Origin of the sequence: Sphingobacterium sp. xlx-130 (assembly GCF_011007405.1) — a bacterium.
GTDB lineage: Bacteria > Bacteroidota > Bacteroidia > Sphingobacteriales > Sphingobacteriaceae > Sphingobacterium > Sphingobacterium luzhongxinii.
In genome coordinates, this window is record NZ_WFKN01000013.1 from 75996 (window position 1) to 93742 (window position 17747).

16 protein-coding genes and 1 tRNA gene are annotated in these 17747 nt (G+C 39.1%); 7 read left to right on the forward strand and 10 right to left on the reverse strand.

What is annotated here, in order from left to right; all coding sequences use genetic code 11:
* Positions 1–6: 6 nt before the first annotated feature.
* From G7B18_RS18275 to G7B18_RS18285, 3 genes are all read right to left on the reverse strand, one after another.
* Positions 7–1341 carry an OmpA family protein gene (locus tag G7B18_RS18275; protein WP_164112943.1) on the reverse strand — a complete coding sequence of 445 codons (1335 nt, stop codon included), beginning with the start codon at positions 1339–1341 and terminating at the stop codon, positions 7–9.
* A gap of 96 nt (positions 1342–1437) precedes the next feature.
* Positions 1438–2298 carry a universal stress protein gene (locus tag G7B18_RS18280; protein ID WP_164123697.1) on the reverse strand — a complete coding sequence of 287 codons (861 nt, stop codon included), beginning with the start codon at positions 2296–2298 and terminating at the stop codon, positions 1438–1440.
* 12 nt (positions 2299–2310) lie between these two features.
* A complete protein-coding gene (locus tag G7B18_RS18285) occupies positions 2311–3159 on the reverse strand; it encodes a universal stress protein (protein WP_164112945.1) in 849 nt (282 codons plus the stop codon).
* A 362-nt stretch (positions 3160–3521) separates the two neighbouring features.
* Here G7B18_RS18285 and alaS point away from each other — a divergent pair, with 362 nt between their 5' ends.
* The 3 genes from alaS (at position 3522) to G7B18_RS18300 (ending at position 8051) form a co-directional block, all read left to right on the forward strand.
* Positions 3522–6134: an alanine--tRNA ligase gene (gene alaS / locus G7B18_RS18290; RefSeq protein ID WP_164112946.1), complete on the forward strand. Its 2613-nt coding sequence runs from the start codon at positions 3522–3524 to the stop codon at positions 6132–6134.
* 18 nt (positions 6135–6152) lie between these two features.
* Positions 6153–7256, forward strand: a complete 1104-nt coding sequence (locus G7B18_RS18295) for a TlpA disulfide reductase family protein (RefSeq protein WP_164112947.1) — start codon at positions 6153–6155, stop codon at positions 7254–7256.
* A gap of 105 nt (positions 7257–7361) precedes the next feature.
* Complete coding sequence (locus G7B18_RS18300) at positions 7362–8051, forward strand: response regulator transcription factor (protein ID WP_164112948.1); 690 nt, start codon at positions 7362–7364, stop codon at positions 8049–8051.
* A gap of 59 nt (positions 8052–8110) precedes the next feature.
* On the opposite strand, the gene G7B18_RS18305 is transcribed toward G7B18_RS18300, so the two are convergent.
* The gene (locus G7B18_RS18305; protein ID WP_164112949.1) at positions 8111–8479 is read right to left on the reverse strand and encodes an Hpt domain-containing protein; all 369 of its coding nucleotides are present in this window, start codon (positions 8477–8479) and stop codon (positions 8111–8113) included.
* A gap of 18 nt (positions 8480–8497) precedes the next feature.
* Complete coding sequence (gene folK / locus G7B18_RS18310) at positions 8498–8983, reverse strand: 2-amino-4-hydroxy-6-hydroxymethyldihydropteridine diphosphokinase (RefSeq protein WP_164112950.1); 486 nt, start codon at positions 8981–8983, stop codon at positions 8498–8500.
* Positions 8984–9136: 153 nt separating this feature from the next.
* On the opposite strand from folK, the gene sppA reads away from it, so the two are divergent.
* Both sppA and G7B18_RS18320 read left to right on the forward strand, forming a co-directional pair.
* Positions 9137–10900, forward strand: coding sequence for a signal peptide peptidase SppA (sppA, locus tag G7B18_RS18315; RefSeq protein ID WP_164112951.1), 1764 nt, complete (start codon positions 9137–9139; stop codon positions 10898–10900).
* A gap of 215 nt (positions 10901–11115) precedes the next feature.
* On the forward strand, positions 11116–12306 hold the full coding sequence (locus tag G7B18_RS18320; protein WP_164112952.1) for a phosphoglycerate kinase: 1191 nt from the start codon (positions 11116–11118) through the stop codon (positions 12304–12306).
* 154 nt (positions 12307–12460) lie between these two features.
* Here G7B18_RS18320 and G7B18_RS18325 read toward each other — a convergent pair whose 3' ends face one another.
* Together G7B18_RS18325 and G7B18_RS18330 are read right to left on the reverse strand one after the other, a co-directional pair.
* Positions 12461–12640 carry a spore protein gene (locus tag G7B18_RS18325; protein WP_164112953.1) on the reverse strand — a complete coding sequence of 60 codons (180 nt, stop codon included), beginning with the start codon at positions 12638–12640 and terminating at the stop codon, positions 12461–12463.
* Between the two features lie 33 nt (positions 12641–12673).
* A tRNA-Cys gene (locus G7B18_RS18330) sits at positions 12674–12744 on the reverse strand.
* Positions 12745–12896: 152 nt separating this feature from the next.
* Between G7B18_RS18330 and G7B18_RS18335 the strand changes: the two genes are divergently transcribed.
* Entirely contained in the window at positions 12897–13499 is a 603-nt protein-coding gene (locus tag G7B18_RS18335) for an outer membrane beta-barrel protein (RefSeq protein ID WP_164123699.1), read from the forward strand.
* 180 nt (positions 13500–13679) lie between these two features.
* Here G7B18_RS18335 and G7B18_RS18340 read toward each other — a convergent pair whose 3' ends face one another.
* The 3 genes from G7B18_RS18340 to G7B18_RS18350 form a co-directional block, all read right to left on the reverse strand.
* A complete protein-coding gene (locus tag G7B18_RS18340) occupies positions 13680–14249 on the reverse strand; it encodes a hypothetical protein (RefSeq protein WP_164112955.1) in 570 nt (189 codons plus the stop codon).
* 56 nt (positions 14250–14305) lie between these two features.
* Positions 14306–14875: a hypothetical protein gene (locus G7B18_RS18345; protein ID WP_164112956.1), complete on the reverse strand. Its 570-nt coding sequence runs from the start codon at positions 14873–14875 to the stop codon at positions 14306–14308.
* A gap of 203 nt (positions 14876–15078) precedes the next feature.
* Positions 15079–16542: a peptidylprolyl isomerase gene (locus G7B18_RS18350; protein ID WP_164123701.1), complete on the reverse strand. Its 1464-nt coding sequence runs from the start codon at positions 16540–16542 to the stop codon at positions 15079–15081.
* A gap of 322 nt (positions 16543–16864) precedes the next feature.
* Between G7B18_RS18350 and lipA the strand changes: the two genes are divergently transcribed.
* Positions 16865–17746, forward strand: a complete 882-nt coding sequence (gene lipA, locus G7B18_RS18355; RefSeq protein ID WP_164112959.1) for a lipoyl synthase — start codon at positions 16865–16867, stop codon at positions 17744–17746.
* The last annotated feature ends 1 nt before the right edge of the window (position 17747 follow it).

Genomic DNA, 17747 nt, shown 5'->3' on the forward strand with positions numbered 1-17747 from the left:
TTTCTATTAGAATAACGTGAACTCTACACGGCGGTTTTGTTGACGACCTTCGGCTGTAGCATTGGTTGCTATCGGTTGGTTAGGACCGTAGCCAACAGCTTCAATACGTGAGGCATTTGCGCCTTTAGAAACCAAGTAGGCTTTTACTGATTCTGCACGTTCTTTGGACAGACGTAAATTGGTCTGTAAAGAACCGGTATTGTCGGTATGACCGGCTAATTTTAAACTGAAGTTCTTCTCAATTAATAAAGAAGCTACGCGATTTAACGAAGCATGTGATGTAGAACGTATAGTAGCTTTACCTAAGTCAAACTCTAGGTTTTTGATGGCTTCATCAACGACCTTTCTGTCTTCTTCGGTTACGATGATTTTCTCGATTACCTTAGTTTCATTTTTCATCTCAGGCAATGTACAGCCTGCACCATCAACTTTTACACCTGTAGGTGTGTTCGGACATTTGTCAAATTTATTAGCTACACCATCACCATCATCATCTCTTAGATCGGCAGCAAGTTCATCTAATTGTAGTTTTAGCTGTGCATTTGAAGCTGCTAAAGCGTCTTTTTCTGCCTTTAAAGCGTCGTATTTTTTGTTTGTATCATTCACTAGTGTTGCCACAGGGTTACTCTGCGCTAAAAATGGTTTTTCTTTTCCGCCAAGAGCGATTTCGATACCTGCATGCATGTAAGTGAACAGATCCTCTTTAATAGCCCCTGAAACGATACCGTTAAAATCTTTGTTAGCCCAGTTGATTTGATAACCAAGGTCTAGATTAATTCCTTTGGCGACCGCAAATTTCAAACCTGCATCTATAGGCACGTATAGTTTTGTCTTCGAATCGGAAATATAGGTTGCATTGCTGGCTATATTAGTGGTTTCATAATTTAAGGCACCCAAACCAATTGCCGCATAGGGTTTGATAACATTGTTTAAGAACATCCAGTCTGTGTTGGCCATGGTCCACTCCGCAGATAATGCTCCAGACCAAGGTGTCTTTGTCTCAAACTTAGAGAATTGGTTGCCTGAAGCATTCTCATTGGTACCACCTAATTTACCACCTAAGTATTGGGCTTTTAAGCCAAAGGATGGGGAAATATGTTTCTTAATGTAAACGCTGTATCCTACATTGTTGTCCATTTTATCAAAGCCTTCGCGGTTGAAGTGAAATAAGTTCGTCTGGTTTAAAAGACCTGCATTTACTCCTATTGACCATGTTTTGTAGGTGGATGAACCTGCGAACGGAGTCGAGCTGGCGTTGTTTAAAGTTTGTCCGTAAGATGTGCTACTGATTAATCCAGCTGCGATAACCCATGATAAATTGCGTAAATTTTTATTTTCCATATTTAATTTTTTAAAGATGATCGGGTAAAACTACTGCTTTGCCATAGACAAAGAACAAGTGGCTCACTTTAAAATAGCGACCTTGTGGATTGAAATCTACAAGGCAGTGGAGCGCGCGAAGAATTTTGGGATTTGAATCTGATAGGCCATCCGTTTAACAATGTTTTCTTCAACTATTTTTCTTAAAAATCCTTTTTTACTCTTGGTGACAAGTAAAACATCCAATAACTCGTCTGCGATTACAGAATCTATTGCCGATGAAATGTCTTCCTTATATTGGATAAAGAATGCTTGAGCTTTGATGATATAGGAGATATTGTCAATACCTGTTTCAGCAATGATGCGATCGATAAATTGACCGAACTTGCTATCAAGATTTTTGATGCTATCATCAGAAGTATTGATATGTATTAATACCAATTCGAAATTTGTCCCGTAAAGTGCTGTTGCTTGTTTCAGAACTGCGATTTCACCATCTTTGAAATTGCACAATAGTCCTATTTTTTCAGTTTTGTATTTCTTTTCCTGAAATGGGATGGCTAGTACAGGTGTGTTTGTGTTGAGGAATACGTCAAACATGTTGGAGCCGATTAACATTGCGTCCAGGCCAGAAGAGCCTTTGGTCCCCATGATGATGGCATCGTAGGTTTCGGGGGAGACTATTTTTCCTATTTCTTCATAAAGGTTTCCGTTCGTAAAGATACTGCTCACCAAGACATCTGGTGCGTTCTCATTTAATTCAGCGATTAGTTTTTCCATCGCTCGCTTTGCAGAGCCTACTCTTGGGTCGACAAGGTTTATGTCCTCTGTCGAATTATGATATACATTACTGTGGTCTGTAAAAACATGAATCAACACGAAATCGTGTTTTGTTATTTTAGAAAGCTGAAGCGCGTATTCAACGGCTTTATTTGAATATTCTGAAAAGTCTACTGGGATAAGTATTTTTTTTACCATGGTATTTGAGTGTTAATTATTGTCAAAAAAAGTAGGACGTTCTAAATCAAGCACAATTTCTTTCGAGACCGATGTTCTGAAAAGTCGTTCAAAGAATGATTTTCGTGTTTTTGTAACAACAAGCATATCATAGTTGTTTTCTTTAATGATATGATTGATAACCTCGGGGATGCTGTCTAGATTTTCATCGTCGATGTGTATAGGTTGAGCCAGACTCCTTACATTTTCAGTGCCATCTAAATTTTTGATGTTAAAAGACCATGTGTCTAGATGTTGCTCAATTTCGTTGCTGTCTTTTGAATCTCTAAAAACGTGGATGATGTCAAGGTTTTCTATTGGGCCTACTAAGGTTAAGTATTCTTTTAAAGTATCTAATTCCTCTACCTTGAAATTAGTGAGCATTCCTACATGCTGTAAAGCGAAGCTATCTGTGTTATTGGGTATGGCTATCACCGGAACCTTTGCTTTGGTGGTAATACTACTTGTATTACTGCCCCATACGATAGATTTTCCTTTTCCAGTGCCGGTGGTACCCATAACGATTAATGCGTATTGAGGGGCCACAGCAATGGTTGGCAGGACTTCCGCTATAAGGCCGCTGGTGCAGGTGGTTTCAAAGTTAACCAAGGGGTATTCTTTTTGTAAAAGCTCTTTGAGCTCCAATATCAATATATCTGCCTTTAATAAAGGTATATTGGTTTCATTGTTTTCCTTTTCTTCTTCAAACAGAGCAGAGTTAGAAGTGTAACAATGGAAAAGGTGAACGGCATAATTGTTTTGAACGGCGAGCTTACACGCGTATTTTGTGGCGCTTAAAGCGTTGTCTGAAAAGTCTGTAGGGACTATTATTTTCTTTATCATATTTCTGCTAACTATCTACATCGTAAGAAAGAATAAATTTACTAATATAAATTGACTTTTTAGTGATTAGGGTTAGCTTTAAAAGAGATATTAATCACATTCGCTAAGATGTAAATGTATTGAGGTAAGATCGATCCGTGATAGATGTTTGCTATTTCTAATAGGGGGCTGGAAATATTTTGTTGTTTTGATGTAAAGCGATATAGGAGCTGAAAAAATCAATTGTAATAGCGCTCTATTTTGAGTAAATTTGGCGTCTTATAAAATAAAGTTACAATGGTGACAGAGGTTACGACGGTTATGAAAGACACCTTCATCACTTACATCACTTTTATAACTACTATAACTTTAAAATAAATTTCATGACCAGTAGAGAAATACGCGAGGCGTTTTTAGAATTTTTCAAAAATAGATCCCATCATATCGTTCCATCAGCACCTGTAGTGGTGAAAAATGACCCGACATTAATGTTTACCAACGCTGGAATGAATCAGTTTAAAGATTTGTTTTTAGGTGAGGCTGTTGTTAAATATTCGCGAATAGCGGATACACAGCGCTGTTTGCGGGTATCTGGCAAGCACAATGATTTGGAGGAAGTAGGTATCGATACCTACCACCACACCTTATTTGAGATGTTGGGGAATTGGTCTTTTGGGGATTATTTTAAGAAAGACGCGATTGCATGGGCTTGGGAGTTGTTTACCTCGGTGTATAAACTTGATAAAGATAGATTGTATGTGACGATTTTTGAAGGAGATGATTCAGAGGGGTTGGTCCGTGATCAAGAAGCCTATGATTTTTGGAAAGAATTTATTGCTGAAGATCGTATTTTATTGGGGAATAAAAAGGATAATTTTTGGGAAATGGGGGATATGGGGCCTTGTGGACCGTGTTCTGAAATCCACTATGATATGCGGACGGATGAAGAGCGTACTAACCAAAAGGGACAGGAACTCGTTAATGCAGACCACCCACAGGTAATTGAGGTCTGGAACCTGGTTTTTATGCAGTTCAACCGTTTAAAAAACGGAACGTTGGAACCACTCCCTGCAAAGCACGTAGATACTGGTATGGGATTCGAACGATTGGTACGCGCTATTCAGGGCAAAACTTCGAACTATGATACCGATGTATTTCAACCTTTAATCTCTTTTATTGCAGAGAAATCAGGAATAGCGTATGGTGCGGATGAAAAATCGGACGTTGCTATGCGGGTGTTGTCTGACCATATTCGTGCCGTTAGTTTTGCAATCGCCGATGGACAACTGCCTTCAAATAATAAAGCAGGATATGTTATCCGTAGAATCCTGAGAAGGGCGGTACGTTATGCGTATACCTTCCTTAACTTTAAACAACCATTTTTCCATGAACTGGTGCCTGTTTTGGCGGGACAATTCAAAGGTGTCTTTGATGAGTTGTACCAACAGCAGGACTTCGTCGAAAAAGTAGTGCTAGAGGAAGAAATTTCATTTTTGCGGACTTTGACAACAGGCATACAGCGTTTTGAAAATTATACTGAAGGACATCAGGTCATTGATGGTGAGTTTGCCTTCGAGCTATTTGATACTTATGGTTTTCCAATCGATCTGACGGAGCTTCTAGCACGCGAAAAGGGCTTAGCTGTCGATATGGAAGCATTTGACCGTGCTTTGCAAATTCAAAAAGAAAGATCAAGAGCGGCTACCGTGATCGATACGGGCGATTGGATTGTGGTCAATGAAGAAGATGATATTGAATTTGTTGGGTATGACAGTCTGCAGGCGAATACGGAAATATTGAAGTATCGTAAGGTCAGCGCCAAAGGTAAGGATCAGTTTCAGTTGGTGTTGTCTGTTACACCATTTTATGCAGAAGGAGGAGGTCAGGTCGGAGATTCAGGACTCTTAATTTCAGCGCGTGGTGAGAAAATAAAAGTAACCGACACCAAGAAAGAGAATGGACTTATCGTACATTTTGTAGATCAGCTTCCCGAGGAAATAGACACAACCTTCGAAGCTCAAGTTGATGTAGCTAAGCGTATCGATACAGCTAGTAACCACTCGGCCACCCATTTGCTACATGCTGCATTGAAAGAAGTATTGGGTGAGCACGTAAATCAAAAAGGATCATTAGTATCTGCGGATATTTTGCGGTTTGATATTTCGCATTTTGCGAAAATAACTTACGAAGAGATAAAAGCAGTTGAAGATATCGTAAATGCTAAAATTCGTGCTAATATTCCGTTGAAGGAAGAAAGACAAGTGCCGTATCAAGAAGCTGTTAATTCGGGTGTCACAGCTCTTTTTGGAGAAAAGTATGGCGATTATGTGCGCGTTATAACTTTTGATGATCAATATTCCAAAGAACTTTGTGGGGGAACGCACGTTAAGGCAACAGGTCAGATTGGTTTCTTTAAAATTGTTTCTGAGTCTGCGGTAGCCGCAGGTGTTAGGAGGATAGAGGCAATAACAGGAACAAAGGCTGCAGCTGTTATCCGCGAACATTTTGAGCTTTTCCAGCATATGAAGGAAATATTAAACAATCCGAAAGATTTTGTTTCAGCTGTAACCAAGATTATGGAGGAGAATGGATCGTTGAAAAAGGAAATTGATAATTTCTTAAAGGAGCGTTCGCTGTCTCTCAAAAATGAATTGAACGAAAAGCTAGAGGTTATTAATGGTATTAACTTTTTGGCAACACAGGTAGACCTACCAACTGCTGATGCGGTTAAGACATTAGCCTACGCATTGAAGGGGGCTATGAACAACCTCTTCGTAGTTTTGGGAGCGAGTATTGATGGTAAACCTAGTCTGACTGTTGTAGTCTCTGAAGAATTGGTGAAAGAGCGCGGGTTGAATGCAGGTGCTATCGTACGTGATCTGGCAAAAGATATCCAAGGTGGTGGGGGCGGACAACCTTTCTTCGCAACTGCAGGAGGCAAGGATATAAGTGGTTTAGCAAAGGCAATAGGACGTGCTAAGGATTTTATCGTTTAGTGTTTTATAATATATTGTATGAACAAGTTTTGCATTTTTCTATTTTCCATTGTAGGGATTGGCCTATGGGGATGCTCTAATAAGGAAACCATAGCCATTTCTGGCGAAATATTGAATCCAGGGAATGTTAAAGTTGTAGCATTTTATGAAGGTGATCGTAAGCTGGATTCTGTTTTTTTGAGCGATCAAAATAAATTTAAATTTGAACGGACAGCAACACAACCTCGTCTATTGACATTAGAAGTGGGAAAAAATAGATATCCGGTTATTATCTCTCCGGGGGAAAGCCTGATTTTTAGATCTGATCTTCAAAATAGCCCTGAAACTTATCAGGTGGATGGTTCGGAGCTTTCGGCAGTATTGCGGGATTTTGCTCCAATAAAGCAGCGGAAGGAGTTTTTGGAAGATTCATTACAAGGGGATTTTGTAAAGCGGATGGTCAACAAGACCGAAGTAGAAATTGAAAGCTTACGTGCAGATTATATGGCGCAGTATCGCAATGAAATGGCTTCTTTCACACAACAGGCAACGGCTTTTGCTAAAGCGAATAAGGATAATTTAGCTGGTTTTTACGCTATGAGTAGCCTTGATCCAGATGTCGCAGAAAATGAGTTAATCGCTTATGTGGATGAGTTGGGCGATCTTTTTTCGGATAATGGAACAGTGACTCAATTTAAAGAAGAAGTAGCTAAATTGCGTAAGCTAGCAATAGGTCAGCCTGCTCCGGAAATTGTGGCCTACACCCCTGATAACAAAACCGTCAAACTTTCCGATTTTAAAGGAAAGTATGTGCTCGTAGATTTTTGGGCATCCTGGTGCGTACCTTGTCGTAAGGAAAATCCAAATATTGTACGGGTGTACAACAGCTATAAGGATAAGAACTTTACAGTTCTTGGAGTCTCTCTGGACAACAACCCGGGCTCTTGGATGCGCGCAGTAGAGGAGGATAAATTAACATGGACCAATATCTCAGATCTTAAGGCTTGGAGTTCTGATCTCGTGATAAATTATCGGATAAAAGCGATTCCAGCTTCCGTTATTGTGGATCCGGCCGGTAATATCGTAGGGAAAAATTTGAGAGGGACCGATTTGGAAGCATTCTTAGAGCAGACTTTGAATTAGACGAAGTTTATTAATTTATTAAGTTATTTTTAATGGTTAATAATTTCATAACATTTGATTAACTTTATCTTACCATAAAGTACATACTTTAGCAAAAAAACTAATATGAGCGCCAAGCAAAAAATACTTGTGGTGGATGATGAGCACGATATCTTAGATCTCATTTCCTACAACTTAAATAAGGAAGGCTACCAGGTCTACACGGCATCGAATGGTAAACTAGCAATTGATAAAGCAAAAGAGGTTAGTCCTGACCTGATCATTTTGGATGTTATGATGCCAGTGATGGATGGTATAGAGGCATGTAGAATCATGCGTTCGTTGCCCGAATTCAAACATACGTTTATGGTGTTTTTGACTGCCAGAAGTGAAGAGTATTCTGAAATAGCTGGTTTTCATGTTGGAGCGGATGATTATATTGCAAAACCGATCAAACCTAGAGCCTTAATGTCCAGAATCAATGCGATCTTAAGACGAAATTCACAAGAATCTGTCGACGAACCATCGGATAAATTGGAGATAGCAGACTTAGTCATCGATCGGGATTCTTTTTTAGTATATCGAGGCGAAGATAAAATCGTACTCGCAAAAAAGGAATTCGAATTACTTTATCTATTGGCTTCTAAGCCAAATAAAGTGTATACGCGTGAACAGATATTAAAGGCTATCTGGGAAGATTCTGTAGTAGTCACCAATAGAACTATCGATGTTCATATCCGAAAGCTCCGGGAAAAAATAGGTGACAATTATGTGTCAACGGTAAAAGGTGTAGGATACAAGTTTGACCTTAGTTAGCTGTGCTTAACTAAATATATGGGAAGGGTAAAATTATAAGAGATTTATAATTTTACCCTTTATTTTTTTATCGGGTCGCTAATTTCTTTCGAAAAAGACTTTAATTCTTCTATCATCAATTGAAAAACAGGTTTTATCTCTTCAAATTTTTCCTGTATCAATTCGATTTTTAGATCGGATTTACTCATGTTTTCTAAATCTTGAAAAGCTACCCGAAGAGAAGATGCACCAATGTATTCCATCGTGGGTTTGATATGATGCGCGTTGTCACCTATCGCCTGTTTGTCACTTGCCGTTAAGCTCAACTCGAGTGTTTGAAAATCGATAGGGCTTTGTTCCAGATAAATAGCAATAAACTGTTTTATCATTTCAGGGTTTCCCATCATTGATTTCTGGATAGTCTCTGGTTTTATGATTTTATAGTTCATGATACAGTCGTTTTTATGCTATTGTTTTACTCTATGGACAGGTAGCTTGTCTTTAGATGTCGCTAGTAACTGTCCTGTAGTCTTCAACAGGACGGGGTGTAGGTAATTTTCAGCAATCTCGCAAAGAGGAATCAGTACGAAATTCCTGAATTGTAAAAGAGGATGTGGGATGCGGAGATTTTCGGACTCATATACCTCTTCATTGAAGTATATGATATCAATATCTATCAGTCTGGCTCCCCACTTGACTAGACGCACCCGTCCCAATTCTATTTCTATTTCTTGGCAAACCCTAAGACACTCATGCTTGTCAAGGTTCGTTTGGATGATCAAAGCTTGATTGTAGAACAAAGGCTGGTCTTCGACCCCCCATCCTTGTGATTCATAGACAGAAGATTGCGTAATTACCGGGCCAATTTTATCCTTCAAAAGGACGGATGCTTTTGCGAGTTGAGCGATAGGATCTCCTAAATTGGCACCCAATAAAATATAGATTTTATTCATGCGCTACTAAAATACGATATTGGTGCTTTATATTCTGCAAAATCAAATTAATACAGTAAATTTAGTCTGTAAAAAGATAATTTATGAAATGCGCCTGTATTAAGCACAGATATATCAATAAGCATTCCATACGGGCTTTAAAAGACAAAATATATGAATTTTATTAAACAAGTGCTAGCTACTATCACGGGGATACTAATTACGAGTGTCATCTTATTCTTTCTGTTTTTGGTATTCATTGGTGTGTTGGTTCAACAATCTTCCGAGCCCACCACAACGGTCGCTCCCGCCAAATCGGTCTTGTATCTTTCTTTCGATTATGATATTGTGGAGAAGACGGAGAGTAATCCCTTTGGAGATTTAAATCTTCCATTGTATAATATAGAGAGGTCAATCGGTCTAAATGATATAGTTGCACGGATAAAGGCCGCAAAAACAGACGTTAACATAAAAGGAATATATCTAAATCCAGCCTCGGTAGGAGTGGGCTTTGCGAGCTTAAAGGCTATAAGAGATGCATTGTTGGATTTCAAAGAGTCTAAAAAGTTTATTGTAGCTTACAGTGAGGGGTATTCTCAAAAGGCGTATTACCTATCTACAGTTGCGGACAGTATTTATATTAATCCACAAGGGGCGTTGGATTTTCGAGGGCTCAGTTCATCGGTAGTATTTATGAAAGAAGCGATGGATAAGCTGGGGGTAGAGATGCAAGTGATTAAAGTTGGGACATATAAATCTGCTGTCGAACCTTTTATGCTTAATGAAATGAGTCCTGCAAATAGAGAACAGGTCACTTCATATTTAGGAAGTATTTATGATTCTTTTTTAACGGACATTGCGCAGTCGAGAAAGCAATCTGTGGATTCGTTAAAGCGTATTGCAGACGATTACCTGATCCGAAATGCAGATGACGCCATTCGATATAAGTTTGTTGATGGGAAATTATATAAAGATGAACTGCTTAGTGCATTGAAGAAAAGACTAGATATCGCTGAAGATAAAGATATTTCATCGGTCTCTATATTGAAGTATAGCGGTAGTTCGAAAGGGAATTCTGCTGCGGCTAAGATAGCTGTGCTATATGCTTATGGAGATATTGTCGATGGTGAAGGTACTATCGGACAGATTGGTGGCGATAAATTATCTCGGCAGATACGCAAATTACGTCGGGACAAAGATATTAAAGCGGTGGTGTTACGTGTCAATTCTGGAGGAGGATCTGCTTTGGCTTCAGATATCATATGGAGAGAGGTCGAGCTTACTAAAAAAGAGAAGCCTGTTATCGTATCTATGGGGGATTATGCGGCTTCCGGAGGCTATTATATTGCTGCAGCAGCAGATTCTATCTTTGCAGAGTCAAATACATTAACGGGTTCTATCGGTGTTTTCGGTCTGATTCCTAACTTTAAAGGTCTATTAAATAATAAGCTTGGTATCCACATTGACGAAGTCAATACGGGTAAATTCTCCAGTCTAATGTCTAATCCAGATAAACCGCTATCAGCGGAGGAACGTTCGATAATACAAATGGAAGTGAATAGGACTTATGCTACGTTTATGGAACGGGTTGCGAATGGTAGGAAGATGGCCTTTGCGGAGGTGGATAGTATTGGTCAGGGGCGGGTCTGGACCGGCAAGCAGGCGCTTGAGTTGGGTTTGGTGGACGCAATCGGTAATTTACAGCGTGCCATTGGCGCTGCTGCTGCTAAAGCTAAACTGGAGGATTATCAAATTATAGAACTCCCGGAAAAAGAAGACCCTTTTGCCAGTATATTATCCTCTTCGAAGGACAAGGTTAAAATGTGGTTGTTTGGCGAGGAATTGGGTGAATATCAGAAATATTTATTGGATGTGAGCAAGGTGTTAAAAAATACCGGTATACAGGCGCGCTTGCCGTACAGTATAGAAATTTATTAATCTGTTTTTTTTTATGGCGTACTGGTGAATGCAATACATTTTTTCTAAGTTTACGTCTTAAATCAACTTAATTCTGAAATATATTCGAATGAAATACTCCTGTTTAGCGAAGCACAGAGACCAGGAGTATTCCATATGACCATTAAAAAACAATTCGAGTGAAACGAGCTCATTTATACAGATGAAAACAAGCACGCATAAATAATTATACACATATGAAAACAATTGACGATTTAAATTTTTCTGGTAAGAAGGCATTAATCCGCGTTGACTTTAATGTTCCTTTGGATGAAAATTTTAATATTACGGACGATAATAGAATACAGGGCGCTACGCCAACGATTAAGAAAATTCTTAACGATGGGGGAGCTGTGGTATTGATGTCTCATTTAGGTAGACCAAAGGATGGCCCGACTGAAAAATATTCACTGAAGCATATTGTGTCTCATCTTTCTAAAGTGTTGGGGGTAGAGGTGCAATTTGCGAATGATTGTATCGGAGCAGAAGCTGTTGAGAAGGCTTCCAGTCTGAAAGCAGGAGAGGTTTTGTTATTGGAGAATCTCCGCTTCCATAAAGAAGAAGAAAAGGGAGACACAGCATTTGCTGAAAAGCTCGCGCAATTAGGAGATGTATACGTAAATGATGCATTCGGTACGGCACATCGTGCGCATGCATCTACAGCAATCATAGCACAGTTTTTTCCAGAAGCGAAGTATTTTGGGTATCTAATGGCTGGAGAATTGAATAATGCAGAGAAAGTTCTTAATCATCCAAATAGACCGTTTACAGCAATCATGGGTGGAGCTAAGGTTTCTGATAAAATACAATTGATTGAAGCACTTTTGGATAAGGTGGATAATCTTATCATCGGCGGCGGGATGGCTTATACATTTGTTAAAGCTAGAGGCGGTGAGATCGGGAAGTCTTTAGTGGAACTGGATAAATTAGATCTAGCTAATGAGTTGGTTAAAAAGGCGGAGGAGAAAGGTGTCAATTTAGTTCTGCCCACAGACGCGCAGATTGCCGATGGTTTCTCTAATGACGCTAATACATATGACGGTCCAAATGATCAGATTCCTGCCGATCGTGAGGGATTGGATATCGGTGCCGAATCATCTAGACATTTTGCAGAAGTAATTTCAGCATCCAATACCTTATTGTGGAATGGGCCGATGGGGGTTTTTGAGTTTGACACCTTCGCTAAAGGTACAAAAGCTGTTGCCGATGCGGTGGTAGCTGCGACAGAACGAGGTGCTTTTTCTTTGATTGGTGGTGGAGATTCTGCTGCTGCGGTAGCAAAATTTGGGATGACTGAACATGTCAGTTATGTGAGTACAGGTGGCGGTGCTTTGCTGGAATACATGGAAGGTAAGGAACTTCCTGGAGTTGCTGCAATTAACAAATAAGCAAATAAATAGATAGCAATCTTAAGGTCATTTCGATTGAACTTCGGAACAATCGAAATGACTTTTTTTATGCAGTTTTTCGTTCGGAGGAGGTATAAAAGAAAAGGGATATATCAATGTGATATATCCCTTTTCTTTTATCTTTAAATTGAGCTTATTTAGCCTCAGCAGCTAATTTATTTAAGATCTCGTCATTTTTAGTAATTTGGCTATGCTTAGGCATTTTTGAACGTGAACCTAGTTCAATGTTACGACCTAAACTTAGAAACTGAACTTCAACACGTGAAACAGTTTTGTTTCTTCTGTCTTTTCTTTTTAAACGTGTAACTCCCATTTTATTATAATATTTTATTGTACGTTGAAAACGAGGTCGGAAGCGGATTCGAACCGCTGTAGGAGGTTTTGCAGACCTCAGCCTAGCCACTCGGCCATCCGACCCTTTACCCTTACTGGGCATGCAAAAGTAAACTTAAAATTTGAAAAAGCAAAATTAAATATAAAAACATTTTTTGGTATCAAATTTGAATAGATAGATCCGTAGAGTTGTCTGTTCAACTCATTATTTATAATTGAATTTTAAAAAAATGGTTATGAAAAAAGTTTTACTAACATTAGGAGTTGCATTATTGACAGCAGTTGGAGCTCAGGCCCAAATTGGTTACGGCGTGAAAGCAGGAGTCAATTTTCCTAAATTAAATTATTCAGGAGGAAATGTGAGCTATAATACGAGTACGTCTACGAATTTTTATCTTTCTGGATATGCTAATATCCCTGCTGCATCTAATTTTGTTGTTCAACCAGGGGTGTCTTTGCAGGGAAAAGGAGGGAAGTACGAGACAGGTAATATAGAATCTAAAACGGATCTAATGTCGATTGAAATTCCTGTTAATGCCGTGTATTATATCCCTACTGGTGCTTCAGGTTCTGTTTTCATTGGTGCTGGGCCGTATGTAGGATTTAATGTGTCAGGTAAAAATAAAGTCGGAGATGTAAAGACTGATATTAAATTTGGATCGAATGCAGATGAGACGAAAGTTGTTGACTACGGCGCTAACTTCCAGTTGGGATATAAATTGTCCAATGGCTTTTTAATTAATGGCGGTTATGGTCTGGGCTTAGGTAATATGTCAAATGTTGACGGTTTGAAAGTTAAAAACAATGTCTTCTCAGTAGGTATTGGTTTTGAAATCTAGGAAGTTTTACTAGTTTTTTAATGAAAGCCTCTTGGACTAAATCCAAGGGGCTTTTTGTTTTAAAGCGAATAGGATATAAGACTAACAAATCTTGTCTGTTAGATTAAGCGATTTTTTTTTTCATCTTTCGAAAAATTTAGCCAAATATTCAAAAAAACTTAATCCTGCTTTTCATCGGCTTTATTTAAAAGTTATACTTTCCAGTAAAGTATCGATCAGATTATGCGCTTTTTGATGATCCAGGCTATAAACTGTTCCAAAGACTTTATACCGATTCTGATTATCCTGAATTTGAAAATTTTTTTCAAAAGACTTTGTTCTGTAGTAATGGATCAACACTTCGAAATTGTTGATATTTTTCACGTCATCAAAATGATCATCGTAATAAGTCCTTTTTTTGGGGTGTCCTACCATGGTAGAAATATCCGGCCGCATGGAGTATCTTTTTTTACCTAGATCATCTGCCTTATAGGTCGGTGTTAGCTTCCTGCTTATCAACTGAACCAGCATCCCGTCGATCCACCAGAATTCACCTGCCATTTCTGCGGCATTTTTTGGGTAGGCTTTAATACCTAGCGAGTCCAATTTTGCAAATGCCATATCCATATCTAATCTATTGGACTCAGGGAATAGCTGGCTGTTTGCAATACTGTTAAAGGGAATTACATTTAGCCCTTGTAAAAATATCTGTGCATTTGCGGACAGGCCTAGAGCGAGTATGATGGTCAGTGTCAAAATTATTTTTTTCATCTTTCGAAAAATTTAGCCAAATATTCAAAAAAACTTAATCCTGCTTTTCATCGGCTTTATTTAAAAGTTATACTTTCCAGTAAAGTATCGATCAGATTATGTGCTTTTTGATGGTCCAGGCTATAAACTGTTCCAAACACTTTATACCGATTCTGATTATCCTGAATTTGAAAATTTTTTTCAAAGGACTTTGTTCTGTAGTAATGGATCAACACTTCGAAATTGTTAATATCTTTCACCTCATCGAAATAATCATCATAGTTCGTTCTGTTTTTGGGGTATCCTACCATGTTAGACATTTCCGGCCGCATGGCGTATCTTATTTTACTTAGATCATCCGCTTTATAGGTCGGTGTCAGCTTCCTGCTTACCAACTGCACCAGCATCCCGTCGATCCACCAGAATTCACCCGCCATTTCTCCTGCATTTTTTGGATAGGTTTTAATACCTAGCGAGTCCAATTTTGCAAATGCCATATCCATATCTAATCTATTGGACTCAGGGAATAGCTGGCTGTTTGCAATACTGTTAAAGGGAATTACCGCTTGCCCTTGTAAAAATATCTGTGCATTTGCGGACAGGCCTAGAGCGAGTATGATGGTCAGTGTCAAAATTATTTTTTTCATGATTTTGTTTTTTAAATTAAATACAGAAATTATAAGTTGGTATCCCATTCGGGTCCAGCTTCAGGTTTTTAAAATCGGTGTTTTGATTGGCATCTGTACTTCTATTGGTTTTGTATAGGTTTATCAGATCACCATACATTGTTAGAAGTGCCTTTTCCTGTGCTTCGGTGTGGGGTAATAGCAAATTTTTTTATAGCCGTCAGTCAGGATTTTATACTCCTCTTTTTTGTCTCGATCAAAGTACTTGCTGCCGCCCATTGATTAGGATCTTTGATCGTAATGACATATACATGTTCGGGAGTAATTAAGGTAGAGGTAAAATAGCGCAGGAACGTACTTTTCATAGTCGCTGTCATCGCATTTGGGCCAGTTGTTAAATAACCATTGGCCCCCATAAAGATATCCTGCGGCGAAGGGGCACTCGAAAAAGGATGGGTATGTATAAAGCCTACCGTCAGCATGTTTAGTTTTGAATCCCAAATCATATTGTGCTCCACCCAGTCACGTACAGTATCTGTCCTGCATTCCGATGTTTTAATTTGCTTTGTGACCCAATGCATGTCTAGCCGGTAGAAATGTTCATAGTCTGTGCTCAAATCAAACAACGTTTTATTTTGCTTTCTCACCTGCTCCAAATTCATCCTTTCATTTACAGCTGCCTTACCGGCACAGGGGTCTGTTGAAGGTGATTTTGTCAGTTTATTCGTGACTTGCTGACCCGCTCCCCCAGGTTCAGTACCACCAGACAAGCCGCCATCATAATCCGTATTTAATACAAAATAGGGGTTAAAACTATAATTATTGGAACTCCAGTTATACAAAGAATACCTGCTGATGACTACTTCTTCAATTACAATCCCCGGATTTAGAATAGGTTCATTATTTTCATCCAGTATGATGTCATTGTTGTCATCAAGCATAGGTTCGTATAATGGCCGCAATTCGTAGGTAAAACCTTCTTCTCCTTCGTACCAGATCTGCCAGTATGCTGGGGAGACATCTATGTTAAATTGACCGAATTCTTGATCAAAATAGAAGAGCCCACCGTTAGTATATTGAAATATGAGACTTGGATCAAAAGAGCTATGTTGGGTGCAATGCTTACAAGCTTTTGCTTCCAGGTCAAAGTAATTCTGTGTTTCTTGACATACCAACTGTTGTGCAAATAGGACATTCTTGTACATATACATGGAAGGTGTCCCCATGAGAAGCTTATCTTTTAAGTTTGCAAAGGGGCTTTGTTTTGGTGGTATTAATTTACCTTTAAAGTCATAGGCTATATATCCCCCCTGCCCATTGAACACTCCCTTTATCCGGTATTTGATCATTCCCGATATCTGATTGTTCATATCTTTGCTGAAGTATAGTTCATAATGACCTACCAATTTAGAACCTTGGTTATTGCCCGAACCGGATTTTATTTTGGTGGTAACCCGTAGATCTCCTTTCTCTGTGTACATAAAATCGGACCAGTCAACCACGAGATTGTTTAGCTGAAAGATAAAGTTATCTCCCCCCTTCTGATTTGGAAATTGGATTAACTGGGATTCATAAAAGGTTTTTGCTTCCGCAAGAGTGAGTTTGTACGGTATGGATGGTTCCTCTTTTCGACATCCATGAAACAGTATCAATAGGTATGTTAGAGATAATATTGGTTTACATTTCATAGGTAAATAAGTTAATGGTCAGATGTATTCATTAAGTTATGGTTTTACAAAGTAATAGGAAACAATACTACCTATATGATGTAAAAATAAAATAGATTCCATAAAATATTTAAATTCAGTTATGCTAATCGATTCTGCAATACTGTTCCCCATGTGTCAAACCGGATTGTTTAAATTGATTTTTCACCGGGGATATCGCACTTTTTTTGGTTCCTGACAGGTTCTTGCAGCTATAACGGGTACATAAAGGGGGAATCAGAAATGATATTGGGATAACAATTTCTTTCCTTAAGATTAAGCGAATAATATTTATCTTTGTACTATGATAGAATTACCTGTTATACCCGTGAATCCAACGCAGCGTAAACCCGATTGGTTACGTGTGAAACTTCCAGTAGGGAAAGAGTACAGACATGTGCGTAGCTTAGTCGATGAGCATAAGCTTCATACGATTTGTGAAAGTGGGAACTGTCCGAATATGGGGGAGTGTTGGGGGGCTGGTACGGCGACTTTCATGATTTTGGGTAATATCTGCACACGCTCTTGCTCGTTTTGTGCGGTAGCAACTGGAAGACCTCTTCCGGTAGATGTAGACGAACCAAATAGGGTGGCTACTTCAGTGAAGCTGATGGGGGTCAAACACTGTGTTATTACTTCGGTGGATCGTGATGATCTGAAAGATGGTGGTTCGACAATTTGGGCAGAGACAATACAAGCTATCCGTAAAGAGAGCCCTGAGACGACGTTGGAGACTTTATTACCGGATTTTAAAGGGCAGTGGGATAATTTAGATCGCGTTATTGCCGTAAGGCCTGAAGTCGTGTCGCACAACCTGGAAACTGTTCGTCGCCTGACTCGGGAAGTACGTATCCAAGCAAAATATGACCGTTCGTTGGAATGTCTCCGTCGTATTTCAGAAGCTGGCTTGCGAACGAAATCGGGGATTATGTTAGGCTTAGGCGAAACGGAGGAAGATGTTATTGAAGCGATGCAGGATTTGTATAATGTGGGCGTGCATATTTTGACATTGGGTCAGTATCTGCAACCTACAAAAGCACATCATCCTGTTGTTGATTGGATCACACCTGCCCAATTTGAGAAATATAAAGAAATAGGCCTGAAAATGGGCTTCAAATATGTGGAGTCTGGACCATTAGTCCGTTCATCCTATCATGCTGAAAAGCATTTGTTTGACATGCAATAAT